Source organism: Peribacillus sp. NPDC060253, from assembly GCF_042727425.1.
Classification (GTDB): domain Bacteria; phylum Bacillota; class Bacilli; order Bacillales; family DSM-1321; genus Peribacillus.
This window is the reverse complement of record NZ_JBHXAS010000100.1, coordinates 1-16800: the sequence shown is the minus strand read 5'-3', so window position 1 is coordinate 16800 and position 16800 is coordinate 1. Positions and strand designations below refer to the sequence as shown.

Below are 16800 nucleotides of genomic sequence, written 5' to 3'. Positions count from 1 at the left end.
GTTTACCCGTAAGGAAAGAAATGATTATCACGAGAATTTTTGATTTTAGTTAAATTTCTTGAATTAGAAGTAAATAAAGAAATATCTTATGTAAAGAGAAATATTGTATTTACATATTGTTTGAGGTGTTCGAGAAAGTTTTAGTTTATTTTAAGCGGGTATTATATAGCAAAAAGATTAAGGAGAACAGTGATGCAAACTGCTAATTCTAGTTTATTGACGAAAGAGGATATGACAAATCCCGATCGGGTGCCACAATGGCTAATTAACGAATATCAAACTTTCCATAATACAGTGACGGATAAAACATTTCCTTGTTATTTTGGTATGAAAGCTGAAAATAAAGGGGAACTACGTTATGCGTATATCACACAGGAAGATTGGACCAACCTTCCAAAGGCCGTGGAAAGCTTTCTTGAGTTATTTCAAGAACCACCATACATCAGGCATGGCCTGTTTGTCTTTATGGAGCCTGAATCGATTGAAGGGGATATAGAACTATACCGAAAACGATTTTGGGATATTCTGCAATTCCTGCATAAAGAGGATAAGAAACCTTGGCCTATTGAAAAGCCTAAAGATCCTGAACATTATTTATGGGACTATCATTTTTCAGGTGAACCCATTTTTGTTTTTGGAAATGCACCTGCTTATAAACAGCGTAAAACCCGTGATTTAGGAAATAGCCTTGTTCTTGGCTTCCAACCCCGTATGATTTTCGAAGGTTTAGAAGGAACGGAAAAAGGCGGTATCATGTCACGTGAAAAGGTTCGTGAACGGGTAGAAAAATGGGATAATCTCCCTAAACATCCTGATATCAGTCACTTTGGTGATATAAACCATAATGAATGGAAACAATTTTTCATTGGGGATGATATTGAACCGATAAAAGGTCAGTGTCCTTTCCATCATAAAGAGCTAACTTAAACGAGAGCAAATTGCTCTCGTTATTTTTTTGCAAGACTAAAACTAAATGAAAGGAAGGGGGGGAAATCCAGGACAAACATTTTTGCAAGTTCGAAAAATGACCTTTAAAAATAAAAAACTTTATGAGAAACATATTTCTTGCCTTATTTGATTTTCAGCCATATAATGTGAAAGTAGCAATTGCAGTTAATTCGAGATATATGGATTAAATGCTATTTGAAATACTAAACAAACTATTGGGGGAACTGATCATGTCTAAAGTATTATTTGTTAAATCAAACGACCGTCCAGCGGAACAAGCTATTAGCGTGAAAATGTATGAAACGTTTTTGAACACATACAAGGAAGCAAATAGTCAAGATGAAATAACTGAATTGGATTTATTTAAACTTAACTTACCTTACTACGGTAATACAGCAATTACTGCGCTATATAAACGTAGCCAAGGCATGGAACTGACTGAAGAAGAAGTGAATATTGCTGATATCGTGCAACAATATTTGAACCAATTCCTTGCTGCCGACAAAGTAGTATTTGCCTTCCCATTATGGAATTCAACGGTTCCTGCACCGCTTGTAACTTATATTTCTTATCTTGCACAAGCAGGTATAACATTCAAATACACAGCTGAAGGTCCTGTCGGTTTAGCTGGAGGTAAAAAAGTGGCTTTACTAAATGCTAGGGGATCAGATTATGCATTACCAGGCATGGATGCTGGCGAAATGGCAGAGAAATACGTAACGATGAATTTAAGATTATGGGGTATTACAAACCCAGAAACAGTCGTTATCGAAGGACATAATCAATATCCAGATCGTACACAAGATATCGTTGCAGAAGGATTGGCGAAAGTTGCTGAAACTGCAGCAAAATTCTAATTGATAAAAAGAAAAACCAGTATGTAATTTTAGCATACTGGTTTTTCTATGCAGATTTTTCTGAAAGTCGATTATAATAAAGAGTAAGCCTATAAGCATGAAAGGAAGTGCCGATAATATGCAAACGTATAAATCGCGTGACGAAATCAAGAGTGAAGAAACTTGGAATTTGAAGGATATTTACGGTGATCAGGCTAATTGGGAAAAAGACCATCAAGAAGTCCTGGAGATGACAGAAAAATTAAAGACTTTCGATGGTCATATTCAATCCGCGCAAGATTTATTTGAGTATTTACGTTTAAGTGAGGAGCTTGGTTACATTTATAACAAGTTATATGTGTTTGCCATGCTGCAAACAGACTTGGATACACGGGTTACATCATCACAGGCATTACTTGATCGAGCAGGTCAGCTAGGACAGAAAATTAGTAATGCATCTTCATTTTTCATGCCGTTCCTCTTAAGCTTGGAGGAATCAACATTAAAAGGGTACATAAAAGAAGTTGAGGGTTTAAAATATTTCGAAGAAGATTTACTTGATTCATATCGCTATAAAGACCATGTGTTATCGAAAGAACAAGAAGAGGTACTTTCCCAAATAGGCGAGGCATTTTCAGCACCCCAAAAGACCTTTGGAATGATCAACAACGCGGATATTAAATTTGGAGATGTCACAAATGAAGAGGGAGATAAAGTAGAGCTTACTCGAGGGATGTACTCTAAATTAATTGAAGATGATGATCGTGAAAAAAGAAAAGAAGCGTATATCGCTTATTATCAGCCATATATACAATTAAAAAATACTATCGCATCCACACTTTCCACTGCCATCAAAAATAATGTGAACCTTTCGAAACTAAGACATTATCCGTCTGCCTTGGAAAAATCCTTATTTGGTGATCAAGTACCAAAAGAAGTATATGATAACTTAATTATGTCTACTAAGCAAAATATCGGTCCGATGCATAAATACATTCAGTTAAGGAAAAAACTGCTGGGAGTAAATGAATTAAGGGCTTATGATTTAAGTGTACCTTTGGTCGAGGGTGCTAAAGAGGAAATTTCTTATGATGATGGTTTTGCTTTGATGGTAGAGGCACTGAAGCCTCTTGGCGAAGAGTATATCACGATTTTGAAAACTTTTAAGGAAAAAAGATATATCGATGTTCGAGAAACACCTGGAAAACGCTCAGGGGCTTATAATTTAGGTCTTTATGGTGTTCATCCTTTCATTTTGTTAAACCACCGTGATGATTTAGATAGTGTATTTACACTTGCACATGAATCTGGTCATGGCATGCATTCCTACTATAGCTCAAAATACCAGCCGCAAATAACGGCAGGGTATTCCATTTTCGTGGCGGAAGTAGCATCCACCGTGAATGAAATTCTGCTAATACGCCATTTAATTAAGACAACAAAAGACGTGCAAAAGAAAAAGCACTTACTTAACCATTTCATAGATAGTTTTAAGGGTACATTCTTTACACAGGTGATGTTCGCGGAATTTGAAAAGATCGTACATGAGAAAGCTGAAAATGATGAGCCCTTGAATGCCGAGGTTTTTAATACAGCTTATGAATCGATATTCCGCACTTATAATGGAGATGAAATAATTTTCGATGAAGAAGTGAAGTATGGCTGGTCACGGATTCCTCACTTTTATCGACCGTTTTACGTGTATAAATATGCTACAGGTTATGTTTCAGCGATTACGATTGCAGATAAGATCCTTTCCGGGGATCAAAAAACACTTGAAAGTTATTTGGCCTTCTTGAAAAGCGGGAGTTCGGATTTCCCATTGGAATTGCTTAAAAAAACGGGCGTAGATTTAACTAAATCTGAACCGATCGAAAATGCAATGAGGATTTTCAGTGAACTGGTCGACCAATTCACGGATTTGACAAAGGGCTAATCTAAACCATTTCTTCCAAAAGAGCCCATGGTATGTGTGTTTAAAAAATGCTATAGTTAAACTATTGATGTAAAGAGAGGCCCAATCTTTTTGATTGGGCCTTATTTTATATGTTAAAGAAACACGTACCTGCACGATAAAAGTCATAGGGATCAACGTATTTTCTACATCGGAGCCCAGCTAAGGGCCAGTTTCTTTATACATTAAATGGCATATATTGTGAGGAAAGTGAAAATGAATTCGACAGTTAATTATATAAAAGAATGGCAGCAGGCCCTTCAACTTGAAATCCTGCATTTGAAAAAATATGGCAGCACAAAATACTTGGTTTCTAACGGCCATCTACTTACTAGTGATGGTTCCTTCAGCTATTACTTTGAAACAGGTTCATCGATAAAAATTCCTATAGGTGCGATCGTTCGACTGGAATGGGGAGGAATTAAACAGGATGGAAGGATTCTCTCTTCGGAAGGAAAAAGTATAATCATTGTTTTTGAACGATCGTTAGGCGATATAATCGGCGAAGCATTTTTATATCATGATCCTTGGGAATTGCTTGAACAATTGATTATCCGCTTGGATGAAATCAAACGAAGCAAAAAGAAAAGGCTTAGGATCAAACGCCTGATGGATCCGTCTATGCCGCAAAAGCATCCTGTAATTGAAAGTCAAAGCAGTGTCAAAGAATTATATGCCCGTTCGAAGTTCAATCCTGTCACTTTTGTCTGGGGACCACCTGGAACTGGAAAAACCTATACATTGGCAAGAACAGTGGCCAATCATTATTTACAGGATAAAAAAGTGTTGGTCTTGTCTCATAGCAACCAGGCTGTTGATGTTTTGATGGCTGAGATTTCTTCCTTCATTAAAAAGAAAGATCGTTTCAAGGAAGGTGATGTGCTGCGCTATGGGTCTCAAGTAGGTGAATCTTTAGCCCTTCATGACGATATTGTTACGGGGCAATTATTAGGGAAACATGAACCGATATTAGTTAAGGAAAAAGAACAGCTTGCAGAAGAGAAACGATTATTAAAACACGATTTGTCAGGCTCCTTCAGTAAAAGAGATACCGATCAATTAATCGAGTTAGAGAAAAAACTGGCAAAAGTATTGGAGAAAATTCGTCAAAAAGAAATGCAATTCGTAAAAGAAGCGAAAATCATTGGCACGACTTTGGCTAAAGCCGCAAATGATGAAACGGTTTATCAAAAGGAATATGATCTGGTCATCTTGGACGAAGCAAGTATGGCTTACGTACCACAGGTGGCTTTTGCTGCAGCGTTATCAAAACATATAATCGTTTGCGGTGATTTCAAACAATTGCCACCGATTGCTTCTGCACGTGATTCCCTCGTGAAACTTTGGCTGAAAGAAGACATCTTTCATAGAGCAGGTGTCGCTCAGTCAGTGGAGGAAGGGGAACTTCACCCTCATTTATTCCTATTGAAAGAACAGCGCCGCATGCATCCTGATATTTCCGCATTTACTAATCGTGTCGTCTATAACAATTTGGTCGGTGATCATGAAAGTGTTTCAACTAGCAGGGAGAGCATAATGTTGGCTGAACCGTTTGCCAATAAGGCAGCAGTACTTGTCGATACCAGCCTATCTGGGGAATATTGCATCACTGAACGTACTTCTCACTCGCGAATGAATCTTTGGCAATTACTTTTATCTTTTCAACTGATTCATGAGGCCTATGTTGGCGGGGCAAAGTCCATTGGTTATGTGGCTCCTTATCGTGCACAGTCAGACTTGATGGAAAAATTATTGGATGATTTATATGAAAAAGAACGGCAAACATCTGATATCATCGCTGCAACTGTACATCGTTTCCAGGGAAGTGAACGTGATATGATGATTTTTGACACAGTTGATAGTTATCCGCAAAACAGGGCGGGAATGCTATTGACCGGAAGAGAAAGTGAAAGGCTGATAAATGTGGCGATAACAAGGACAAAAGGGAAGTTCGTGCATGTTAGTGACACTTCGTTTGTTAATAAACACGTTTATCGCAGTAAAACGCTTCGTCAGCTTGTCGATCATCAAATTCAAAATAATCAACTAGTGGCAAAGAAAGACATTGGAAAATGGGTGAACAATCAGCACCCGAAATTGCGATGGATGCATGCCCGGAAATTGGGGGATTTTTTAGAAGATATCGAATCCACAAAACAAGAGATGGTTATGGCAGTGCCTGATTTGAATAGTTTGTCAGAAGAATGGCAGCGATATTTGATGAAACGAAACCCCGAAGTGAAATTGACGATCATTTCATCAAAAAGAAATCCTGATGTCGTCTCAAATCAATTCATTTGTTTGCCCGTTTCCTTTTCATTTTTTATCTTGGATAAACGAGTTATCTGGTTAGGTTTGCCTGTTGAGGCGAATGATCGGGTCCAGCCTCCTTTTTTAGCGGCTCGCTTAGATTCACCAATTATGGCTGATGAATTACTATCTCAATTCAAAAAAAGTGAATAGTACTTAGAAAGACCCTATTTTCAGGGTCTTTTCGTCATTAACATGTATATTCCTTAAAAGACCTCGTAAGAATATAGGCTAATTGTGAGTTACATACGAAGAAAACATATTGAAACAATGTCCTCGCTAGAATATATAATACACTCTTAATCTCAAGTCTCGTTTTAACTCCTTATAAATTCAGCTAAAGGCTGCAAACTAAAATATCTAAGCAAGCTTTTTAAGCGACTTCCGATTGTTTATGTTTTACCATTAAGTTACGAAAGAAAAGAGGGGGCGCAAAAATGAAACTAAGCATTTTAGATCAATCACCAATTGCAACCGGTCAAACAGCTCAAGAAGCATTGCAGGCATCACTTCAACTTGCACAGGAAGGAGACAGGCTTGGTTACAGCAGGATCTGGTTAACTGAACATCATGACCTGCCAGGATTAGCCTGTTCCGTTCCGGAGGTATTGATCAGCTACATAGGTGCACAAACAAAAAATATCCGAATTGGATCAGGTGCAGTGCTGCTTCCGCATTATAAGCCGTTTCGGGTAGCAGAAACCTATAATATGCTTGCCACTCTTTTACCAGGCAGGATTGATATGGGACTTGGTCGTGCTCCTGGGGGATCTGCCGAAGCTACGATGGCATTATCCGATAATTTTCTGCAGAATGTTTACAAAATGCCTGAACTTGTTAAGGAACTGTTGCAGTTTCTTAGAGATGATTTTCCGACAGGTCATTTGTATACAAAGACCTCTGCTGCTCCTATCCCACAGATTTCGCCTGAACCATGGATTTTGGGAACAAGCGAAAAAAGTGCAAAACTTGCTGCAGAAAATGGTACTGCATACGCATTTGGTGAATTTATGAGTGAAAATGATGGAATGCAAAGTTTTCAGCAGTATCGAGAACACTTTCAATCAAAAGGAGTGCTTAAAGGGCCAAAAACAATCGTTGCGGTTTCGGCCATATGTGCAGAAACCGAGGAACATGCGAAAGAAATCGCTCTTAGCGAGACACTATGGAAAATTCAAAGTGGACATGGGGAAAGAAAACAGGTACCAAGTATAGAAGAGGTAAGGGAACATGTTTGGAGTGAAAAAGAAAAAGTACTGAAGGAAACAATGCATAAAAAACTGATAATTGGTACACCTTCTCAAGTGAAGTATCGGCTTTTAGAAATTCAGGAGGCCTATAAAGCAGATGAAATAATGATCATAACCATCACTCATAAGTTGGAGGATAGGTTGAATTCGTATCGATTGATCGCTAGGGAACTACTGAACAGTTAATTACTTCGAGCATTTTGTGTGCATTTTTTCTGCATTTTCTATATGATGGCTTTGCGTCCTTTTAATCATAAATAAGAGAAAGAAGTTGAAGATATGAATGCTGATCACCATGCAAAAAAACTTAGCGACATTTCTTATTCCGTTCTGGACCTAGCTTCTATTGTCGAGGGTGGTACAGTTTCGGGAGCTTTTAAAAATACAATCGAATTGGCTAAGCATGCGGAGCAATGGAATTACAACCGTTTCTGGGTTGCCGAACACCATAGCATGCCTGGGATCGCAAGTTCTGCAACATCAGTGCTGATAGGGTATGTTGCTGGAAGGACAGAAAGAATTCGCGTGGGTTCAGGAGGCATAATGCTACCTAATCACGCACCACTGGTTATCGCAGAACAATTTGGAACATTGGAAGCAATGTATCCTGGTAGAATAGATTTGGGACTTGGTCGTGCTCCAGGAAGCGACCAATTTACTGCCATGGCACTCCGGGGCGATGTGCGAAATAACGGTCAGGATTTCCCTGAACAATTGGCACAGCTACGGAGTTATTTAGATGCAGATTCAAAACATAATCGAGTCCGTGCCATCCCTGGTGAGGGACAGGACATCCCGATTTGGCTGCTTGGGTCTAGTGGCTTCAGTGCAGCATTATCAGCACAGCTGGGTCTGCCATTTTCTTTTGCAAGCCATTTTTCCCCTGAAAATACTCAACCAGCTTTAGCTCGTTATCGCAATAATTTCCAGCCATCAGAAGTTCTGGATAAACCGTACGTGATGGTAGGTATCAATGTATTTGCAGCTGATACTAGGGAAGAAGCTCAAAGGATTGCTACATCTTATCAACAGCAGTTTTTGAATTTGATACGAAATACACCTGGACAGTTGGCGCCGCCAGTTGATACGATGGAAGGCATTTGGACAGAATATGAAAAGTCCATTGTCATGAAACAGCTGAACGCTTCCATCATAGGAAACCATGAAGAGGTAAAAGAACAGCTGCAGACCTTTTTAGATGAAACACAGGCGGATGAAATGATAATAAACTCTGCCATATATGATCAGGATGCACGCCTTCGTTCTTATGAAATCATTGCAGAAGTTACTGGAATGAAATAAGTGTCAATGAGCTTGCAGATGATGTATCTGCAAGCTTTTTTATAAAATACATAACGATAGACCTATAAAAAAGGCAGGAGAGAAGAATGAAACGAGAAGATCCTATATCCTTAATATTTCACTTCACTGATAAACAAGGTGACAGCAAACCGCTATATTTTACGAACCCGAAAGAAGTGTGTATTGCCGAATCAATCGATGAAGTCCTTCCTCAATTTCAAAAAGTCCAGGAAGCGATTGAGCAGGGGCATTATGCAGCAGGATTTGTTTCGTATGAAGCGGCACCTGCTTTTGAAAAGTCTTTTAAAGTAAAAAACGGAGCCACAATGCCTTTATTATGGTTCGGGATTTTTGAGAAACCGGAGGAATTACCGGAAAAAATGCCCGGTACTTTTCAATTGGCTGATTGGAAATCCGAAACGGATTCAAAAACCTATCATTCAGGATTTGAAAAGATAAAGTCCGAAATCGAGATAGGGAATACGTATCAGGTGAATTATACGATGCGTTTGCAATCCATGTTCAAAGGGGACGATTTTTCTTTTTTCGAACGCTTAAAGAGAGCACAACGATCGAACTATAGTGCTTATTTGAACGTGGGAACACATCGAATACTCTCAGCTTCCCCCGAGTTATTTTTCCGTTGGGAAGATGATCAGCTAATTACCCGACCTATGAAAGGAACGGTGAAGCGGGGAACGACACTAAAAATGGATCAGGTTAATGCAGACTGGTTAGCAGCCTCGGAAAAGAATCAAGCTGAGAACTATATGATTGTTGACCTGCTCAGAAATGACCTGGGGATGATTGCAGAACAAGGAAGCGTAGAGGTTCCACAACTTAAGGAAATTGAAAAATACCCGACCGTTTGGCAGATGACATCCACAATAACAGCCAAAACAAAACCAGAAACAACAATCATTGATATATTCAAGGCACTTTTTCCATGTGGATCCATTACAGGGGCACCTAAAATAAAAACGATGGAAATCATCTCTGAAATAGAGAATTCACCACGTGAAGTGTATTGCGGTGCAATTGGATTCATCACTCCGGAGTCCGAAGCTGTTTTTAATGTGCCGATTCGTACGGTTGTAATTGAAAAGGAGACAGGTAAAGCTGAGTATGGAGTAGGCGGTGGAATCACTTGGGATTCTGAGCTATTGGAGGAATATGACGAAGCCTTTTTAAAGGCCAAATTATTGACGGTGGAAAGGCCCACTTTTGAACTTTTGGAATCGATGAAGCTCAGCGATGGCGAATATGATTTGTTGAATGATCATATCGATCGAATGAAACAATCTGCTGATTACTTCAATTATCGGTTCCCTGAATGGAATCTTAGAGATCAACTGCAAAAGTATGCGGATTTAAATCAAGGAACCGTGCAAAAAGTAAGGATATTACTTAGTGATAACGGGGATTTTGAAATATCCGGACAAGCAATCAATCCCCTCGATTCTGAATTAAAGGTGATTGTGGCTGAAACTCCCATATCAAGTGGAAATCCATTTCTTTTTCATAAGACGACGAATCGTGAAGTTTATGAAAGTTTTCAAAAGAATCATCCTGACTTCTATGACGTTCTGCTTTGGAATGAAGAAGGATACATCACGGAATTCACGAATGGAAATGTTGTGGTGAAGATAAATGGGGACCTTTATACCCCTCCAATTGAATCAGGTCTACTTGCTGGCACTTTTCGTTGCGACTTAATAAGGAAGAAGGAAATCAAGGAAAAACTAATTTCAAAGGCTGATCTTAATATGGCTGAGGAAATTTGGTTTATTAATAGTGTGCGGGGGAGATTAAAAGTACATTTAATATTATAAATGGATATGTATGGCTGAAAAAAGAATAGTTTGACCTGCATAGCAATTTGTTGAGTTATAGTTGATAATGAATGCTCAAAAAATTGCAGGTTTATCGATGATGGAGTGGAAGGATAGATATCCATTACTAAAAAGACGTATGGTGATGGATGAAGTCTTCTTGATGAATCCAGATTACGCATCTGATCAGGAAAACACAGTCGTTCAAAAGGAACAGGTTAAAGCGGCTGAAGGGGATCATTGATTCACCATTTGCAGAGATTCCTTCCATGCAAAAAAAGGCCTTCGGAACTAGTTTCAAAATTGATGACCCTCATTCTAAGCGGCAGCTATACCATTCAGGATAATAGGTTATTTGAACTGCTAAAAATGGCTGAGACAGTGGGGGATTATTTAGAGCCATCTGCTCTCGCAGGAGCATTTGTTCCCGTCCAACTTTTGTCACGTTTGGAAGGTAGGAATTATCTTATGGATCAAAAACCGCTGGATAAAATGAACCAGTCCACTCCTATCATTTGGGCGACAGGCGGCAGCATGATGCCAAAAGATATGATGGAACAATATTTATCTAAAAAAATGTCCACAGTGGTGATATTCTTAGTTTAAAGACAAAAGGGTTTTGGAATGGTCTCATTCCGAAACCCTTTTGATTTTTATTGGATTTGAAGCAGGCTGGAATGAATAAGTAAACTGTTTTGTACGTTCGTCTTTGTCGCACTTACTTATCAAAACTTTTCTTGGAGAGATTGACTTTTTCGTGGTCTTTACGGTCTTCGTTCATCTCATTTTGGAGTTCTTGATAAGCACGCGTTTCTTCCGCACAATCCTCTTTTCAAATTTACGTTTATTTCATTCTCCTTCACTTGTGTGGAATCAACAAAACGTGTTTCTGTACCGATTTACTGAATCTCTTTAGTGATCTTTAAAGCGACGCTCGTAGTTTTTAAAGAAGAGATCCTTTATCATGAAAGACGTAACTAAAACCAGCGATAGGCTTTGTTCGTATATTTCTCCTCAATGGCCTTACGTATCGAGCGAATACAGAAAATATATGGAATGAAGTTCGTTTAACTAAAATAACAGGATTAAAACAAAGTGTATTGGAACGGGTGTACACGACTCCTTTGGGAAAAGCGCGTTAAAGGGGAGACCCCACAGCCGCAAAGGCGCCATGGAGGCTGCCGGGACCGCCCATGGAAAAAGCGTGTGCCTGTAGTGAAAATCAACGTTCAAATTGTACAAACCAAAAAACCGTAGACAAGCTCGATTTTCAGCGAGTTTGTCTACAGTCTGAGAAGATCACTGTCGTGAACCTTTTGTTCCTTATAAACCCCATGCGTTCAATAAAAGGTGAATCGCTTTTTCCAATTCAGCTTCTGGGATCCCTGCAAAGCCCAATATGATTTTTGGAGGATGTTCGTCAAACTTTTCAATTGAATATGAGGATAATCCATAAATTTTAATATGGTGTTCGTTTGCCTTTTGAATGAGTGTTTGCTCATCCATGCCGTTCTTCACGATCAGGACGATATGTAATCCTGACCGCTCACCAATGATGGATATTTGTGAATGGGGCTTAAACAAATCGATCACTTTATCCAATTTGCGCCGGTATACTTTCCGCATCCGGTTTAAATGCTTTTCGAAATCCCCTTCCTTCATGAACTGTGTCAATACATGTTGATCAATCCTAGAAACGGTAGAATGGTAAAAAGATAATTCCTGTTGATGCCTTTGTAACAACGGAGCGGGAAGAACCATATAACTGATCCGAATGGAAGGCATCAATGATTTGGAGAATGATCCTAAGTAAACCACCTTTTCTCCAGCATCCATACTTTGTAAGGAAGGAATCGTTTTTCCACTATAACGAAATTCGCTATCATAATCGTCTTCGATTATATAGCGGTTTGCTGCACCTTGAGCCCAGTTCAACAATCGCGTCCTTCTGTTAACGGAAAGGATCGTCCCATAGGGAAAGTGATGGGAAGGCGTGACATATACTACGTCGATATTGGAATCTTCAATTGGGTTGACCTTTACGCCTTCCTCATCAATTTGCAGGGGATGGACTTCATTTGGGTAGCTGCGTAAAATCCTGTGTATCAAGTGATAACCAGGATCTTCTACACCATATATCGTATTTTTATCGAAAAGAAGGACTAGCTGCTGCAATAAAATTTCCATTCCTGCGCCAATGATGATCTGTTCAGGTACACATTGAACACCACGTGCATGATACAAATAATGCGCAATTTCACACCGCAATTCATATTCCCCTTGGGAATCCCCCAGTAAAAGCAACTCTTGATGTGATTCATCGATTTTATTTTTTGTATATTTTCGCCATTTTTCAAATGGGAAGTTTTCCGTGTCAATTTGGCTGGGATGAAAATGGTACAGCAATTCCCCTTCATTATCCCTCATTTGTTCCAAGGAAACTTGGTTCGTTTGCGTATACTCTAAATCTTCGTACGTTTGAATATAGTACCCTTTTCTTGGTATGACTTCAACATATCCTTCAGCAGTTAACTGTTCATATGCAGTTTCGACAGTATTTTGACTGATCTGAAGGAACTCTGCCAATTTACGTTTTGAAGGCAGTTTTGTACCAAAAAGAAGACGGCCATCAATAATCTCTTTTTTAATATGTGAATATAATTGTTCGTACAAAGGTACATCACTAAACCGATTTAAATCGCATGAAAGCATATTCATTTTGTTTCCACCTTTTTAGATAAAATAACCTGAACCCATTAAATTAATTAAAACTGACACTTTCAATGCGGTCAACATTTTTTTATACTAAGCCTAACAAATCAAAAAAATGCAAATATTAGGGGGAAGAGAAATGGAAAAATTATTAGGAACTGACACAGTAAAAAGAGGAATGGCACAAATGCAAAAAGGTGGCGTAATTATGGACGTCATTAATGCCGAACAAGCAAAAATCGCTGAAGCATCTGGTGCTGTTGCAGTCATGGCATTAGAAAGGGTACCTTCTGATATTCGTGCAGCTGGTGGTGTAGCAAGAATGGCAGATCCTCGAATCGTTGAGGAAGTAATGAATGCTGTTTCCATTCCTGTCATGGCAAAAGGAAGGATTGGTCATATCGTTGAAGCCAGGATTCTGGAATCAATGGGGGTTGATTATATTGACGAAAGCGAAGTGCTGACGCCTGCTGATGAAGAATATCATTTGTTAAAAAGCGATTTCACAGTACCTTTCGTTTGTGGATGCCGTGACTTAGGCGAAGCTGCACGCCGGATTGGCGAAGGAGCATCAATGCTTCGTACAAAAGGAGAACCTGGAACGGGAAATATTGTGGAAGCTGTGCGACATATGAGAAAGGTTTTGTCCCAAATTCGTAAAGTGAGCGTAATGAGTGACGATGAATTAATGACAGAAGCAAAAATCTTAGGTGCTCCTTATGAGATTCTAAGAGAAATCAAACGGACAGGTAAATTGCCGGTAGTTAACTTTGCAGCTGGCGGAATTGCCACTCCTGCAGATGCAGCACTGATGATGGAATTGGGAGCAGATGGCGTATTTGTCGGATCTGGTATATTTAAATCTGAAAATCCAGAAAAATTCGCATCCGCAATCGTTCAAGCAACTACATATTTCACTGATTATGAATTGATAGGCCGATTGTCAAAAGAGTTGGGCAGTGCAATGAAAGGAATTGATATTTCCAAACTGGCTCCAGCAGAACGGATGCAGGAACGTGGTTGGTAATATGTTAACGATCGGTGTTTTGGGATTACAGGGTGCAGTTGAAGAACACTTGAACCAAATCAAAGCTGCTGGTGAACAAGCAATCATAGTAAAAAAACCAGAACAGTTGGAAGAAATCGATGGCTTAATCATTCCAGGCGGAGAAAGCACTACGATGAGAAAGCTAATGGATCGATACGGATTTATGGAACCAATCAAAACTTTCTTCGAAGATAAAAAACCTATTTTCGGTACATGTGCGGGGATGGTATTGGCGGCCAATCAATTGACTGGTGATGAGGAGGCCTATCTTGAACTAATGGACATTTCCGTGAAAAGGAACGGATTTGGACGTCAACGGGATAGTTTCGAAGCCGATCTCTCAATCAAAGGATTGGATGAACCATTTAAAGCTGTTTTCATCCGAGCGCCATTCGCGGAGGATATTGGAGAAGATGTAGAGATATTGGCAGTTTATGAAGAGAATGTTGTGGCCGCGAGACAAGAACATGTCCTGGTTAGTGCGTTTCATCCAGAATTAACAGGGGATGATCGTATTATGCAACTTTTTATTCAAATGGTAAAGACATCTATAAATAAAGCTGAATTGAAAACCTGCTAAACATCATCAAGCTGTCCTATTATTAGGACAGCTTTTGTATGCTCCTTTCCAAAAAGGGAACGAAATCATATTGCTTGAATTTACCATTCGATAAATCTATACTAAATAAGTGAGTGGTCACTCACATCTTTAGTTTTGAACATTGAAGAGGACCATGTCGTTGTTGCATATATTAATGAAAAGATGGAGCAGGATGCTCGTTTCAATCAAGGTTATAAAGAATGCAAGAGATATGCGCGGTATATTAATGTGACCTTAAGCGATCAGTTGAAGTGTAGTCATGGTTGAGGATGGCTAGGCATTTTATACATGATTTTTTAGAAAAGAAATCATTTCATAGACACTGTTTTCTACAAATGGGATTTCTCAATGATCAAAGGTAATAATGACTGTTAAATACCATCTAAGAATAATGAAAAAATGATGGGTGAAACAGTTTTATCTTTTTAAAAGAAGGTTGATATTTTTGAAAAAAGGGCAGCAAACTAAAGAACGAATCATGAATGTAGCCCGGACTCTTTTTGCCACTAAAGGTTTTGATATGACCAGGACGAATGAAATTGCCTCTGCTTGCAATGTTTCCGAAGCTACTATTTACAAATATTTTGTTAGTAAAAAAGATTTACTTTTGGCTACAATTACACCTAATGAAAAAGAAGAGTCTGAAGAAGGGATTAGCCATCTATCTACAGATGATCTTATGGAGAATCATGTTTCCACAATGATAAAGAAAATTCTTGAAAATAAAGAACAGTTTTCAATATTATTCAGGGAAACACAACTCGATCAAGATATTTCAAAACAATATATTGAACAAATTTTTAAGCCGAATGCCAAACATATTGAAATACAGAAGAGAATAGATAGAGGAGAGATACAATATATCTCTGATATCACCCTATTTAATGTTGGGATTATTTCTTTTACATTGGCATTATCTACTCATAATGAGATACATCACCAGAAAAAGGAACCATATTTTAGTTCTGAAAGAATCAATAGCATTGCCCAGCTTTTAGTTTATGGTATTCACGGAAAATAAAATCATACATAATGAAACGGTCCTATTAAAGGCATGGGTATCATGCCACAAATAGGACCGTTTTTTCGATTAGGTAGCAATCAAGCAAGCTGATGAACTGGTGAATCCGTGCCAATATCAATAAACTGGAGTTTAAGATTTGACATATATTTTTCAGACTATTACGATAAATGCATGCTTCATGAAAAGCTATTTCGAGGATTCGTATCAGGATATCATGTAAAATAGGGGGATAAATATGAGCGATATCGTAATTTTATCAGGAAGCCCAGCGATTCCATCAAGAACGGACATTTCACTAAAACATATTCAATCATTGGTTGAAAAAGAAGGATATACCTCGGCATATTACTCAATTACGGATTTTTCAGCTGATGATTTATTTCAAGGGCGATATAAGAGTGAAGATATTATAAAGCTCTCAGAAAAAATTCAAGAAGCTAGAGGTATCATTATTGGTTCACCGGTATATAAAGCATCTTACACAGGTGTGTTGAAAGCCTTGATTGATTTGCTGCCTGAAGGAGCTTTTAAGGGAAAGCCTGTGCTGCCAATTATGATTGGTGGAAGTAACAGGCATTTATTGGCAATTGACTTTGCGCTTAAACCATTAATTTCTATATTAAAAGGTGAGCCGTTGCAGGGCATCTATTTTGTAGATAAGGAAATTGATAAACAGGATCCGGAAAGCCCTATTAAGGACATGAATTTAGTTGATCGCGTTCAGAGTCAGGTTCAAGAATTTGTAGAAGCGATTCAGATAAGGAATATTTGAGTACTTATCCTTTGAATGATTGACAGAATTGTAAAATAGACTCATTTTTTTAGAGACTTTCTCTAAAAAAAAATGAGTCTATATTCATATGAAAAAGAACATATAATTACAAGTGGAATAATGTGTATAATAATAACAGTTCATCCATTTTATAAATCCAAGTTATTTTATAAGAAAACTCCATTGACAAGGAATAAATTTATGTTAATAT

At 38.5% G+C, this 16800-nt stretch carries 14 protein-coding genes; 13 read left to right on the top strand and 1 reads right to left on the bottom strand.

What is annotated here, in order from left to right:
* Positions 1 to 192: 192 nt before the first annotated feature.
* The 9 genes from ACFWE9_RS20630 to ACFWE9_RS20590 all read left to right on the top strand — a co-directional run bounded on the left by ACFWE9_RS20630 (position 193) and on the right by ACFWE9_RS20590 (position 11038).
* Entirely contained in the window at positions 193 to 927 is a 735-nt protein-coding gene (locus tag ACFWE9_RS20630; RefSeq protein ID WP_230155782.1) for a YqcI/YcgG family protein, read from the top strand.
* 209 nt (positions 928 to 1136) lie between these two features.
* The gene (locus ACFWE9_RS20625) at positions 1137 to 1805 is read left to right on the top strand and encodes an FMN-dependent NADH-azoreductase (protein ID WP_290370515.1); all 669 of its coding nucleotides are present in this window, start codon (positions 1137 to 1139) and stop codon (positions 1803 to 1805) included.
* Positions 1806 to 1923: 118 nt separating this feature from the next.
* Complete coding sequence (gene pepF, locus ACFWE9_RS20620; protein ID WP_230155789.1) at positions 1924 to 3720, top strand: oligoendopeptidase F; 1797 nt, start codon at positions 1924 to 1926, stop codon at positions 3718 to 3720.
* Between the two features lie 234 nt (positions 3721 to 3954).
* Positions 3955 to 6201 carry an AAA domain-containing protein gene (locus ACFWE9_RS20615; protein ID WP_377358505.1) on the top strand — a complete coding sequence of 749 codons (2247 nt, stop codon included), beginning with the start codon at positions 3955 to 3957 and terminating at the stop codon, positions 6199 to 6201.
* A 284-nt stretch (positions 6202 to 6485) separates the two neighbouring features.
* Complete coding sequence (locus ACFWE9_RS20610) at positions 6486 to 7484, top strand: LLM class flavin-dependent oxidoreductase (protein ID WP_230155797.1); 999 nt, start codon at positions 6486 to 6488, stop codon at positions 7482 to 7484.
* A gap of 93 nt (positions 7485 to 7577) precedes the next feature.
* Positions 7578 to 8600, top strand: a complete 1023-nt coding sequence (locus ACFWE9_RS20605; protein WP_230155799.1) for an LLM class flavin-dependent oxidoreductase — start codon at positions 7578 to 7580, stop codon at positions 8598 to 8600.
* A gap of 86 nt (positions 8601 to 8686) precedes the next feature.
* Positions 8687 to 10432 (top strand): aminodeoxychorismate synthase component I, encoded by a 1746-nt coding sequence (gene pabB / locus ACFWE9_RS20600; protein WP_230155802.1) that lies wholly within the window; start codon positions 8687 to 8689, stop codon positions 10430 to 10432.
* A 67-nt stretch (positions 10433 to 10499) separates the two neighbouring features.
* Entirely contained in the window at positions 10500 to 10676 is a 177-nt protein-coding gene (locus ACFWE9_RS20595) for a hypothetical protein (RefSeq protein ID WP_230155804.1), read from the top strand.
* Positions 10673 to 11038, top strand: coding sequence for a hypothetical protein (locus ACFWE9_RS20590; protein ID WP_230155806.1), 366 nt, complete (start codon positions 10673 to 10675; stop codon positions 11036 to 11038). Before ACFWE9_RS20595 ends, ACFWE9_RS20590 begins: the two co-directional genes overlap by 4 nt.
* Positions 11039 to 11755: 717 nt before the next feature.
* Here the strand turns inward: ACFWE9_RS20590 and pdxR are convergent.
* Positions 11756 to 13150, bottom strand: coding sequence for a MocR-like pyridoxine biosynthesis transcription factor PdxR (gene pdxR, locus ACFWE9_RS20585; RefSeq protein ID WP_230155807.1), 1395 nt, complete (start codon positions 13148 to 13150; stop codon positions 11756 to 11758).
* A gap of 133 nt (positions 13151 to 13283) precedes the next feature.
* Here pdxR and pdxS point away from each other — a divergent pair, with 133 nt between their 5' ends.
* From pdxS to ssuE, 4 genes are all read left to right on the top strand, one after another.
* Positions 13284 to 14171 carry a pyridoxal 5'-phosphate synthase lyase subunit PdxS gene (gene pdxS / locus ACFWE9_RS20580; protein WP_230155808.1) on the top strand — a complete coding sequence of 296 codons (888 nt, stop codon included), beginning with the start codon at positions 13284 to 13286 and terminating at the stop codon, positions 14169 to 14171.
* Position 14172: 1 nt separating this feature from the next.
* On the top strand, positions 14173 to 14772 hold the full coding sequence (pdxT, locus tag ACFWE9_RS20575; protein WP_230156128.1) for a pyridoxal 5'-phosphate synthase glutaminase subunit PdxT: 600 nt from the start codon (positions 14173 to 14175) through the stop codon (positions 14770 to 14772).
* A 466-nt stretch (positions 14773 to 15238) separates the two neighbouring features.
* The gene (locus ACFWE9_RS20570; RefSeq protein ID WP_230155809.1) at positions 15239 to 15814 is read left to right on the top strand and encodes a TetR/AcrR family transcriptional regulator; all 576 of its coding nucleotides are present in this window, start codon (positions 15239 to 15241) and stop codon (positions 15812 to 15814) included.
* 238 nt (positions 15815 to 16052) lie between these two features.
* Positions 16053 to 16589 carry an NADPH-dependent FMN reductase gene (gene ssuE, locus ACFWE9_RS20565; RefSeq protein ID WP_230155810.1) on the top strand — a complete coding sequence of 179 codons (537 nt, stop codon included), beginning with the start codon at positions 16053 to 16055 and terminating at the stop codon, positions 16587 to 16589.
* The last annotated feature ends 211 nt before the right edge of the window (positions 16590 to 16800 follow it).